The sequence below is a fragment of the Pseudoalteromonas sp. NS-SX12 genome, from assembly GCF_057367955.1.
Genome location: NZ_CM170635.1, coordinates 106,769 through 119,273, shown reverse-complemented (window position 1 = coordinate 119,273; position 12,505 = coordinate 106,769). Strand labels below are relative to the sequence as shown.

The following is a 12,505-nucleotide window of genomic DNA, read 5'->3' as shown; positions in this document are numbered from 1 at the left end:
AAGCTAACAAGCATTAATGACTTAAATCACGGCATTAGCGCTATGATTTATCAGTAAACTCGCTTCTTCTTTTGTTAGTAACGTTATCGTTGCATTGTTGAAATCGAAATCTTCTAATTCGATTTTGTTGTGTTTTACCAGCAGCGATAATATTGCAAGTTGGTTAGCTTGATAAACACACCCACCAATAGGATATCGTTCGGAATATTTTAGTAACTCATGCTCTGTGCTGATTTTATTTTGTACTGCTAAGCTTTCTAATATTTCACGAGGAAAATTCCAAAGTTTTGCGATATCAAGGGTTAAACGCTGACCATAATCCGTTACTAAACGTTTAATATTTTGGGCATTTGGCTGAGTATCAGGACAGACGCTTGAAAACGCATCAATCATTAATTGAAAAATAACCATACTGCCCAAATTTACGAGCAAACCGACTAAATAAGCTTGTTCTGCGTTAATTTTATATTTAATGGCTAACTGTTGACTTAAGCGCCCTGTAGTTTGGCTATGCGACCATAAATGCTTGCCATAGTTTTTAAAATAGATTTGTGCTTTGGGTACCATTTGTGCCACAAAGCCGTTAATCACCCCCTCAGACAGCCCTTTTTGCCCGAGCAACATAAATGCAGCTTTTATATCTGAAATCGGCTTGTTTGTGCGGTTGTAATACGCAGAATTGGCAAGTTCAATGACTTTGGCCGCAATAACAGGGTCATCGCTAATCAGATTGACAAGTATTTCAACATCAAATTCTGCCTGATTGAGCGTATTCATAACTTGGGTTAACGAACTCGGTACAAGTGGCAACGCTTTCAAAATATATTGCGGCTGGCGTAATAACTGTAGGATTTTACTTTCAATAAATTCATTTATCGGGTCGCACTGAGATGTGGTGATTGCGCTATTAAATAACAGTTCAAAAAAGCGGTCTTGATAATGAACTGTATTGTTTAATTCAAAGGTAAGATCAGACACATCAGCAGTATTTTGATTATATTGAATATCTAGGTTTTCAGGCACATCTTTAGTGTCTTCAAAGAAGTAATGATTCGCTTCAACTTCTTGCTTTAAAGTTGGAAAAACCTTTGATATTAACCGTCTAAACATACTACTGCGATTCACGTTAAATAATGCTTAATTGTAAACCGTAACGTCTAAGATGCGAAACGACAAATGCATTTAAATTTGCTATCGCGTTATACCTGCCACATACAGACTTTTAAGTTTACTTTTGTTCCTTTAAACACAATTCCTTCTTGTTCAAGCAGAGATTTCTGCTGTTGATATTTTTCGCTGTTTTCGGGGAAACTAATTTTACCTTGTGAGTTAATCACTCTAAACCAAGGAATACGGCTGCCAGTTGGCAGTTTTTTCATCACGGTTCCCACTAAACGGGCATGCCCTTTTAGTGAAGCCATTTCTGCTATTTTGCCATAGGTACACACCTTTCCGCTTGGAATGGACCCGACCACCAGTAAAATTGCTTGTACTTTTTCTTCTTGCGTCATGTTAAAACCTAAAATTAGTAAAGTTCTTGTAGCCCTTGCCAAATTGCACTGGCAACCGGTCCGTAAAAATTACGATTACTGCGAAAAGCACGTAACTCAGATTGAAATTGGTCTTCATCGTCACGTAATCTTATTTGCACTAAATCACCATTTTCCAGTTCAGTTTTACACACGTGTTTTGCAGCTAACCCCCAACCCACGCCCTGTAATAATAAAGAGCGCAATGTTGCCAACTCTTCCACCATCACCACTTGCGAGCCTTTTGCAAACGACAATTTTTCATCGTCAAAAGGCAATTCAGTGGGTTTTAAGGTTAAACATGGAATCGCATCAAGTTCATCACTTGCTAAAGTTGTTCGGCCTTCAGGTAAGATTTTCGGTGACGCCACTAAAATTACGTCGATCGGTTTAAGTAAAACGCTTTGGAAATCCCCTGACGCGTGAAAAATATCAAACCAAGGACCAATGCCAATATCAACCTCTCCTTTGGCGAGTTTTTCAACTGCTTGAAACCGCGAACCACCGACTATTTTGAACTGCGTACGCGGAAATTGTTGAATAATTTTACCAAAGAGTTGGCTTATACGCTGGTCTCCCGCCAATTGCTCATACGCAATACAGATACTCGGTTCATAACCAAGTGCTAATGTTGAACTAATTTTATCAAGCTCATCGCAGCCAGATAACACCCGCTTAGCTTGCTTATAAAAGCGCTCACCAGCTGGCGTTAATTTTAAACGATAACCACTGCGGTCAATTAAGGTAAAACCAATGTCCTGTTCTAACTTTTGCATCGCCATGGTCAGTGCAGGCTGGGTTTTATGACACTTTTCAGCTGCCTGTTTTAAGCTTTGAGAACTAACAATTGCGTCTAAAATCTTCAATTGACTCAACTTCATTATTAAAACTTATATAGTTAGTAATTTTTTATAAATATTATTTTATATTGTGTTTCGTTATTCTGGCTATAGTTAATTAACTTTTTCTTTTTAGGATAATAAGATGCGCGCCTTTTTACTGTGTTTACCAGTAATGCTATTAACTGCCTGCAAAGATGCAGCGCCAGAAAAAACTGAATCTGTCATTTCTCGTCCTGTTAAACTTTTTACCGTACCTGATTCAGGAAGCCCGAACATCAGGCGTTTCCCTGCTAAAGTAGAGGCAAATCAAGGATCTTATTTATCGTTTAGAGTGAATGGCGAACTAATTGAATTTCCTACACTCGCAGGCCAAGCAGTCAAAAAAGGCGATGTGCTTGCCAAGCTTGATCCTGAAGATTTTAAACTACAGCTCGCTGACAGAGAAGCGCGTTACAAGCTTGCGAAAAATCAACTCGAACGTACCGAAACGCTAAAACAAAAAGGCATCGCATCACAAGCGGAATTAGATCAAGCAAAGGCCAATATGCAAGTTGCGCTCTCTGCATTAGAAAAAGCGCAAACTGATTTAGAATATACTGTTTTACGAGCACCGTTTTCCGGCACCATTAGTAAAGTATTTATTAAGAACTTTGAGAGTGTTGTTGCGAAGCAAAATATTATGCGCATCGAAACCCGTGATTTGATGGACGTAACCATTCAAATTCCGGAAAAATTGGTAGCGCGTGTCGATAAACAAACGAATTATAAGCCACAAGTTGTATTCGATAGCTTTCCAAATAAGGCGTATTCACTGTCACTTAAAGAATGGGATACCCAAGCGGATCCGTTAACGTTAAGTTATCGAGTGGTATTTACCTTACCGCTACCGAGCGATTTTAATCTGCTCGCAGGCATGACGGGCAATGTACTAATTGATTTGAATAAAGTGTTCCGTTCAGATCAACAAAAATTCACTATTCCAACGACTGCGGTATTTAGTGATGCCAGTGAAAACTCGTTTGTTTGGCGTTTTAACGACGGTTCAATAGAAAAAGTTAAAATCATCTTAGGTGAAATTCATAAAAGTGGAATTGAAGTTGAAAGCGGCCTACAACCGGGCGACAAAATCGTGAGTGCAGGCGTACACCAATTATCGGAACAAAGCTTAGTGCGTCCATGGACTAAAGAGCGAGGCTTATAATATGAGCATTGCTGAAACGTCAATTGAAAAACGCACCATAAGCTGGCTGTTTACGCTAATTTTATTACTCGGCGGTGTGTTTTCTTATCAGCAACTTGGTCGTTTAGAAGACCCTGAATTTACCCTAAAGAAGGCCATGGTGATAACACGCTACCCAGGTGCATCGCCAGAGCAAGTTGAACAGGAAGTTACCTATCCCATTGAAAACGTGATTCAACAACTGCCGTATGTTGATTATGTTACGTCTATTTCTTCACCCGGTTTATCGCAAATTGCGGTTGAGATGAAAAGTACCTATCGCAAAGAAGAACTAAGGCAAATTTGGGATGAATTGCGCCGTAAAATAAATGATTTATCACCGCGCTTACCTTCGGGTATTTATCCGCCAAGTGTAATGGATGATTTTGGCGACGTTTATGGTGTGCTTTACGCAATTAACGGCGATGATTACTCTTATGAAGAACTTGAAAATTACGTTGATTACTTACGCCGTGAATTAGTACTAGTAGACGGCGTTGGTAAAGTCACCGTTGCTGGCGAACAAAAACCGCAAGTGACCGTCGAGATTTCGAGTCATAAACTGGCGCAACTTGGTATTTCCGCCAACGTGATATACCAGTTATTGCAAAATCAGAATACCGTATCAAACGCGGGTAAAGTAACCGTAGAAGGCGAATCAATTCGTCTCCACCCTACTGGCGAATTTAAAGATGTGTCGGAACTTGAAGATCTGCTGATCTCAAAACCAGGCGCAAAAGAAATTATCTACTTAGGTGATGTTGCCACAGTAAAACGTGAATACCCAGAAATACCTAATAATCCAACTCATTATGCAGGTAAACAAACTCTGCTATTAGGCGTGTCGTTCGCATCAGGCGTTAACGTGGTTGATGTGGGCGAGCGTTTGTCTAACCACCTTGCATCACTTGAATATCAAAGACCGTATGGCATTGAAATTAACACACTTTACAACCAGCCTAAAGAAGTTGAGAAGTCAGTTGATGATTTCATTATGTCGCTGGCACAAGCGGTTGCAATTGTAATTGCGGTACTGTTGCTATTTATGGGGTTTCGCAGTGGCTTACTGATTGGCGCGGTACTACTTATTACCGTTTTTGGTACCTTTATCTTTATGTTGGTTCAAGAAATTGACCTGCAACGTATTTCTTTAGGTGCTTTGATCATTGCGTTAGGTATGCTCGTTGATAACGCCATTGTTATAACAGAAGGTATTTTGGTTGGCCTTAAAAAAGGTTACAGCAAAGTAAAAGCGGCTAACAGCATTGTTAATCAAACTAAATGGCCATTATTAGGCGCAACGATTATCGCTATCACTGCTTTTGCCCCAATAGGCCTAAGTTCTGACGCAACAGGTGAATTTGCTGGAAGCCTATTTTATGTCTTACTAATTTCACTTTTATTGAGCTGGGTAACAGCTATTACAATTACTCCGTTTTTAGCCAGTGTGCTGTTTAAACAAAGTGAAATTGAACATAACCCTGACAATGAACTTGATGCTGATGAACTTTATAAAGGGGCATTATTCGTTTTTTACGGCAAAGTACTTAAAACCGTTTTAGCGTGGCCAAAAAGTACACTTGCAATTATGTTCGTATCGTTACTTGGTGCATTAGTACTGTTCGGTAATGTTAAACAGTCATTTTTCCCACCATCAAACACGCCGATGTTCTACTTAGACTATTGGCGTTATCAAGGGTCTGATATTAGAGCAACGGAAAAAGATATTTCTGCGTTAGAAGAGTACTTACTTGCCAAACCACAAGTTGTTGAAGTAACCAGTACAATTGGGCAAGGTGCTCCTCGTTTTATGCTGACCTACGCGCCAGAAAAAATTCACCCTGCGTTTGGTCAATTAATTATCAGAACGACGGATCTAGAATCACTTAATGAATTGTTAGCTGATGTACGCGATTATGCCGATGAAAATTTACATAATGCGGTTATTAAACTAAAACGCATGGAGATTGGTCCATCAACCGATGCAAAGATTGAAGCGCGTTTTCAAGGGCACGACCCTAAAGTGCTGCGCGATTTAGCTAACCAAGCCATTGAAATATTAAATGCTGATGGCGCGGCGTATAACATTAAACATGATTGGCGCGAATTAACAAAAGTTATCCGTCCGCAGTTTAATGAACAAAAAGCCCGTCGATTAGGCATTAGTAAAGCCGATTTAGACAATGTGTTATTAACGACCCTATCGGGACGCCAGGTTGGTCTATACCGTGATGGTACACGCATGTTGCCGATCATCGCGCGCTCACCTGCATCAGAGCGTCTTAATGTAGACTCGCTTTATGACTTACAAATTTTCAGCCCAACGCTTGGTGTTTACGTATCAATCGAACAAATCGTCGATGGCTTTAATACCGAATGGGAAAATAACTTAATATTGCGTCGCGACCGTAAACGCACCATAACGGTTATGGCCGATCCGGATATTCTAGGTGATGAAACCGCGGCAAATTTATTAAAGCGTGTAAAACCACAAATTGAAGCGATAAAACTGCCGCAAGGTTATCAATTAGATTGGGGCGGCGAGTTTGAATCTGCATCTAAGGCACAAAAAGCCATTTTTGGCTCATTACCGCTTGGCTACCTAGTGATGTTTATTATTACGGTGCTACTATTTAACTCGATTAAAAAACCGTTAATTATTTGGGCTACTGTACCGCTTGCGGTAATTGGCGTTACCATTGGTTTGTTTACCATGAGCAGCCCATTTAGCTTTATGGCCTTACTTGGTTTGTTGAGCTTATCGGGTATGCTGATTAAAAATGGCATTGTGCTTATGGATCAAATTGAACTCGAGCTGAGTGAAAATAAACACCCATACACCGCCGTTTATCATTCTGCACTGAGTCGTTTGAGACCGGTGTCTATGGCCGCCATTACAACGATTCTGGGTATGATCCCGCTACTATTCGATGTGTTTTTTAAATCGATGGCAGTGACCATTATGTTTGGTTTAGGGTTTGCAACCATTCTTACTTTGCTGGTAATTCCTGCGCTGTATACTTTAGTATTTGGCGTTAAACCAGAAAACAACAAAGCCTAGCGACACCTGTCCCACGTTAAAGCGCCTTAGCGTGGGACACCCACTTACCTGCACGTTACTTTAAACGTAAATACTAAGTTTATTAACACATTAGTTTAACTCACTATTGTTATCGGTATACTGTGGATAAAAAACGGTTTGCTCAATTATGCTTCGTGATCCCTATTCGGTGCTTGTGGTTATTCAAAATACTCAAAATCAATTTTTGGTGATGCAACGTGCAGACGACCCATCCTTTTGGCAATCGGTTACTGGTGGCATTGAACAAAACGAAACCGCCCTTGCCTGTGCATATCGCGAAGTGCTTGAGGAAACAGGCATTAATTGCCATAAGCAAGACCTAACAATCAAAGACCTAAATATTACAAATCGCTATGAAATTAGACCACAGTGGCGTAGTCGTTATAAACCTAACTGTACTATTAACACTGAGTTTGTATTTCATTTGTTGGTACCAGTGACACAATCTATCGTTTTGCATCCCAATGAACACTTAGCTTATAAATGGCTTAATTACCAAGACACCTTAGAAATTTTATGGTCCGATTCGAACAAACAAGCGATAACGTCTTGTTATGAACAAACAATGTGTAAACTTATTTAGCCATTTTTACAAAAAATAAAACCTAAAAAACCATTTTCGATAGCAGCAAAATTGCGATAGTCAATTTATGTTTTAGACTTAATTAGAACTTAATACTGATTAATTAATTCATGGATTAGCACTAAGGAAGGTTATGACTAGGTTACCGCTAACTTTACGCCAATACTTTGCAAATATTAACTTATCTAAAAAGTTAACTCTTTCGTTTTTAGTTGTTGCAGTCGTTCCGCTGCTGATCGTGTTTATTATTGCCTATTACAACTCGTCAAACGCAATTAAATCACAAGTTTATAATCAATTATCTGCAATAAGCAGTATCAAAAAAAGCGGCCTCGAACGCTACTTTAAACAAGTAGAGCTCAAGCTAGTGACTACCGCACTGAGCCCCACGACAAAGTCAGCCGCCATCGAATTTAGACAAGCGTTTGATGAAGTTAATACCGATAACACCTCAAAACCTGCCCTCAAAAACTATTACAATAATGTTTTTTTTGATGAATTTAAAAAAACAAACCCGAATATTCAACAGCTTAACGTTAATTTTGATGCCTTAAGTTCAACGGCTGTTGCGCTACAAACCCGTTACATTTTAGACAATGCTAATCCAATCGGTAGTAAACAACAGCTAAGTACTAGCGGTATAGGTGATTCGTACGATAATGTGCACAGCCGGTATCATGACTATTTTACCAATCTAACGGAATATTATGAGTTTTATGACTTGTTTATTGTTGATAATCGCACTGGCAATATTATTTACTCTGTTTATAAAGAGTTAGATTTTGCGACATCGCTACTTGATGGCCCTTATGCAAACAGCAACATCGCCAGTGTTTTCAAAAAGTCACAGAGCATAAAAACAGGAAATGACGTTGCGTTTATTGATTATCAACCTTATTTCCCCTCATATAACAATCCAGCAAGTTTTATCGCAATGTCGATCGATGGCGAAACTACCTTAATTTTTCAGCTTTCGATTAATGCGCTTAATAACATTATGAGCAATCGAGATGGTCTAGGTGAAACCGGTGAAACCTATCTTGTTGGCCCTGATAAATTAATGCGCTCTGATTCATATCTTGACCCAGTAAATCACTCGGTAATTAATTCATTTAAAAACCCTGAAAAAGGCAGTGTAAATACCTACGCCATAGAACAATCATTACAAGGCGTAGCTGGGCAAAAAATTATTGATGACTACAACGGTAACCCCGTACTTTCAACATATCAACCACTTGAGGTGTTCGATATTACCTGGAGCTTACTAGCCGAAATTGATGAAAGTGAAGCTTTTGCCGCAGTTGATAGACTTGCACTTATTCTTACCTTAGTGCTGTTATTAGTGATTGCAGCTGTTGCATACACAGCACCTAAGTTTGCTGCATTTTTAGCAGCACCGATTAAACATTTATCTGAATTAATGAAAAGCGTTGAAAATACCGGCGATTTTTCGAAACGTACGACTGAAATGAATAACGATGAGATTGGCGATACGGCGGGTGCTTTCAACAACTTGCTTGCGAGTTTACAAGCATCAATTATGGACACCAATCGCGTTATGCAACAACTTGCTAAAGGTGATTTTGACGCTCGCATAACCACAGAATGTAAAGGCGAACTGGCATTGCTAAAACAAGCAACCAACGATAGCGCAGAATCCATAAGCTTAGCGATGTCAGAGTTAAACTCCGTTGTAAACGCAATGTCTCAAGGTAAGTTTGATAAAACCATCAATTCACCTATGGCAGGCGATTTAAATACATTAAAAGACAATATTAATTCAACGTTAACAACGTTAGATTTAGCAATAAGTGACATTGTTAATGTCATGCAATCTATGGCTCAAGGCGACTTTGAACAACAAGTGACGGTTGACTGTAACGGTAAGTTAGATGAACTAAAGCAAGGCATTAACCAAACTATTTCAAGCATTAACAACGCCATAAATACCATAGATTATACTATGGCAGAACTTAGTGATGGTAACCTTGACGCGCAAATTAGTGTGCCACTCAATGGCCAATTAGATCTGTTAAAACAAAAAATTAACCAAACCATTCTAAATATTTCTACTGTTATTAACGACATTTCATTTGTTATGGCAAACGTCAGTGAAGGTAATTTTAGCTCTCAGGTTGAAAGTGAAATGACAGGTCAGTTCGCGCGCCTTAAAGATGATGTCAATATCAGTATCAAATCGGTAAATCACGCCATCAACGATATTAGCGCAGTAATGAATGGTATTAGCCAAGGCGATTATCGCCAACAAATAGACGCAACTATGAAAGGACAGTTAGATGCGTTAAAAACCAATATTAATAGTTCAGTCAACAGTGTTAAAGAAGTTATCGCATCGCTTAGCGATGTCGCCGAAGCGATGAAAAAAGGTGACTTTACGCAGTTTATTGAACTTGAGTTTAAAGGTGATTTAGCGCAGCTGAAAACAGATATCAATAGCTCTGTTACTGCAACAGCCACAGCCATTAACGAGGTTTCTACCAGTTTAGAGGCATTAGCGAACGGTGATTTGAGCAAGCAGATGCAAGGTAACTTCCACGGTATTTTTTCGCAGCTACAGCAGAATATTAATCGCACAACAAAACAACTAATCGATGTAATCGGCAATATTCAAGCGTCTGCCGAAGAAGTAAAACAGTGTGCGAAAGAAATCTCGGTCAGTAATACGGAAATAAGCGAACGCACGGAAGAACAAGCTGCAAGCCTAGAACAAGCAAGCGCCAGTACTAAAACATTACTCGAAGAAGTATACGGCGTTGTAGAACAATCAAAGCGTGCGGTATCACAAAGTAACATTGCCACAGAAAGTGCCAAACAAGGCAAGTCACTGTCGCTTGAAACCCAGCAATCCATTGAAGAAGTTGAAAAGTCCAGTAAGAGTATTAATGAAATTGTTGAAGTAATTGACGGACTTGCCTTTCAAACTAACCTGTTAGCACTAAATGCCGCGGTGGAAGCTGCGCGTGCTGGTGAAAATGGACGTGGTTTTGCGGTGGTTGCAAATGAAGTGCGTGAACTTGCAAGTCGCAGTGCCAAATCGGCAAAGCAAATTCGCGATATTATTTCTGACAGTAACGATAAAGTCCATTTAGGTAGTCAGTTATCAGTTGCATCGGGTGAGAAGCTATTACAAATTGTGGAGCGCGTTGAAGAAGTAAATCAAAGTATTCATAAAATCAGTGAAAGCTCAAACAATCAAAGTCATAGCTTAAAAGAAGTCGATGTGGTTGTGCAGCGATTAGCGACTATCGTACAACAAAATTCAGCGGTAACAGAAGAAACCATGGCAGCCGCTAACTTAATGGCTGAGCGTGCGAACAATATGAATCATTTACTGGAGTACTTTAAAACTAGCAGCCCCACTGAGCCGACACCAATGATTTCAGGTGAGCTGATCCCAGCCAGTAGACGCGCATAAACATTACGTGGCGTTATATTCTAAACCAAGTTTTTGCAATTAGCGCTTAAACTTGGTTTCTAGAATAACAGAAGATGTAGTGCGCTCTACGCCATCTAAATTACCGATTTCGTCCAGCGTATGACTCAGTTGCTCTAACGAGCTTTCTTCTACCACTGCTATTAAGTCGTATTCACCGCTTATTGCATAGAGCTGGGAAATAGCGGTGAATCGCTTTAATTCGACATTAGTTTGTGTTGTTAATTTTTGTTTAACCTTAATGGATACATGGGCGCTCACCCTATTTTTTAAATAATCTTCACCAAGCTTTACGCTGTAACCAGTAATCACACCAGTAGACTCCAGTCGGGCAAGTCTGTTTTGTATGGTTGAGCGGCTCAAAGATAGCTTTCTCGCTAAGTCTGAAACGCTCAAACGGGCGTTTTCTTTTAGCGCATTAATTAAACTTTTATCTGTATCACTAATCATATTGACCAAAAGTATAAACAATTTGCTAAATAATATCGTTAATATGGTTATTTTTACACTACAAAATGGCCTTAATAGATTCAATAATTGAAATAATTAAATTTTAAGTAATTAGACAACAAGATTGAGGAAAGAATAATGGCTGTAAATCGTGCTTTATTTGATGATGTAATGGTACCTAACTATGCCCCTTCAGCGGTAATTCCAGTTAAAGGTGAAGGTTCACGTGTATGGGATCAAAACGATAAAGAGTTTATCGATTTTGCAGGCGGCATCGCGGTAAACTGTTTAGGCCATTGTCATCCTGCTTTGGTAAATGCGTTAAAAGAACAATCAGAAAAAATTTGGCATTTATCGAACGTATGGACAAACGAACCAGCACTTCGTCTTGCTAAGAAGTTAGTAGATGCTACTTTCGCTGACAAAGTTTACTTTGCAAACTCAGGTGCTGAATCAAACGAAGCGGCGCTTAAACTTGCACGTCGTTTTGCCCTTGATAACTTCGGTGCAGAAAAATCAAAAATTATCGCATTTAACAAAGGCTTCCACGGCAGAACGTTCTTTACCGTAACGGTGGGTGGCCAAGCGGCCTATTCTGACGGTTTTGGTCCTAAGCCTGGTGATATTGTTCACTGTGATTACAACGACCTAGATTCATTTGCGAAACTAATCGATGACAACACATGTGCTGTAATGCTTGAACCACTGCAAGGTGAAGGTGGTATCATTTCACCAACGCCTGAATTTATCCAAGGTGTTCGCGAGCTATGTGATAAACACAATGCACTACTTATTTTTGATGAAGTGCAAACAGGTGTTGGCCGTACAGGCACACTTTATGCGTATGAAGGTTTAGGTGTAACGCCAGATATCCTTACAACAGCGAAAGCATTAGGTGGCGGTTTCCCAATTGGTGCGATGATCACCACGACTGAAATCGCTAAGCACCTTAAAATTGGTACTCATGGCTCAACATACGGCGGTAACCCACTAGCGTGTGCAGTTGCAGAAGCTGCGTTCGATACCGTTAACCAAGCAGATGTACTTGACGGTGTTAGCCAAAAAGAAACGCTTTTCCGTGAAGGGTTAGATGCTATTAACGCGAAATATAATGTATTTAGTGAAGTACGTGGTAAAGGTTTATTAATCGGTGCAGTTCTTAACGATAGTTACAAAGGTCGTGCTCGCGATTTCCTAGTAGCGTCTGCAGATAACGGCCTTATGGCGCTTGTAGCAGGTGCTGACGTAGTACGTTTCACGCCTTCATTAGTTATTCCAAATGAAGATATTGCTGAAGGTTTAGCACGTTTTGAAAAAGCCGTAGCGGCGGTTGTTAACGGTTAATA

At 39.7% G+C, this 12,505-nt stretch carries 9 protein-coding genes; 5 read left to right on the top strand and 4 right to left on the bottom strand.

What is annotated here, in order from left to right; translation table 11 throughout:
- Positions 1–21: 21 nt before the first annotated feature.
- From AC2IOM_RS14735 to AC2IOM_RS14725, 3 genes are all read right to left on the bottom strand, one after another.
- On the bottom strand, positions 22–1,110 hold the full coding sequence (locus AC2IOM_RS14735) for an HDOD domain-containing protein (RefSeq protein ID WP_486360216.1): 1,089 nt from the start codon (positions 1,108–1,110) through the stop codon (positions 22–24).
- Between the two features lie 89 nt (positions 1,111–1,199).
- Positions 1,200–1,511 (bottom strand): MGMT family protein, encoded by a 312-nt coding sequence (locus tag AC2IOM_RS14730; protein WP_486360215.1) that lies wholly within the window; start codon positions 1,509–1,511, stop codon positions 1,200–1,202.
- A gap of 14 nt (positions 1,512–1,525) precedes the next feature.
- On the bottom strand, positions 1,526–2,410 hold the full coding sequence (locus tag AC2IOM_RS14725; RefSeq protein ID WP_100915158.1) for a LysR family transcriptional regulator: 885 nt from the start codon (positions 2,408–2,410) through the stop codon (positions 1,526–1,528).
- 103 nt (positions 2,411–2,513) lie between these two features.
- On the opposite strand from AC2IOM_RS14725, the gene AC2IOM_RS14720 reads away from it, so the two are divergent.
- The 4 genes from AC2IOM_RS14720 to AC2IOM_RS14705 all read left to right on the top strand — a co-directional run bounded on the left by AC2IOM_RS14720 (position 2,514) and on the right by AC2IOM_RS14705 (position 10,691).
- On the top strand, positions 2,514–3,572 hold the full coding sequence (locus AC2IOM_RS14720; RefSeq protein ID WP_100915157.1) for an efflux RND transporter periplasmic adaptor subunit: 1,059 nt from the start codon (positions 2,514–2,516) through the stop codon (positions 3,570–3,572).
- A 1-nt stretch (position 3,573) separates the two neighbouring features.
- Positions 3,574–6,651 (top strand): efflux RND transporter permease subunit, encoded by a 3,078-nt coding sequence (locus AC2IOM_RS14715; RefSeq protein ID WP_486360214.1) that lies wholly within the window; start codon positions 3,574–3,576, stop codon positions 6,649–6,651.
- Positions 6,652–6,799: 148 nt separating this feature from the next.
- Positions 6,800–7,255: a dihydroneopterin triphosphate diphosphatase gene (nudB, locus tag AC2IOM_RS14710; protein WP_486360213.1), complete on the top strand. Its 456-nt coding sequence runs from the start codon at positions 6,800–6,802 to the stop codon at positions 7,253–7,255.
- Positions 7,256–7,388: 133 nt separating this feature from the next.
- Entirely contained in the window at positions 7,389–10,691 is a 3,303-nt protein-coding gene (locus AC2IOM_RS14705; RefSeq protein WP_486360212.1) for a methyl-accepting chemotaxis protein, read from the top strand.
- Between the two features lie 39 nt (positions 10,692–10,730).
- Here the strand turns inward: AC2IOM_RS14705 and AC2IOM_RS14700 are convergent, their stop codons facing one another.
- Positions 10,731–11,159, bottom strand: coding sequence for an Lrp/AsnC family transcriptional regulator (locus tag AC2IOM_RS14700; RefSeq protein ID WP_010559222.1), 429 nt, complete (start codon positions 11,157–11,159; stop codon positions 10,731–10,733).
- Between the two features lie 138 nt (positions 11,160–11,297).
- Between AC2IOM_RS14700 and AC2IOM_RS14695 the strand changes: the two genes are divergently transcribed.
- Entirely contained in the window at positions 11,298–12,503 is a 1,206-nt protein-coding gene (locus AC2IOM_RS14695) for an aspartate aminotransferase family protein (protein WP_486360211.1), read from the top strand.
- Positions 12,504–12,505: the final 2 nt, after the last annotated feature.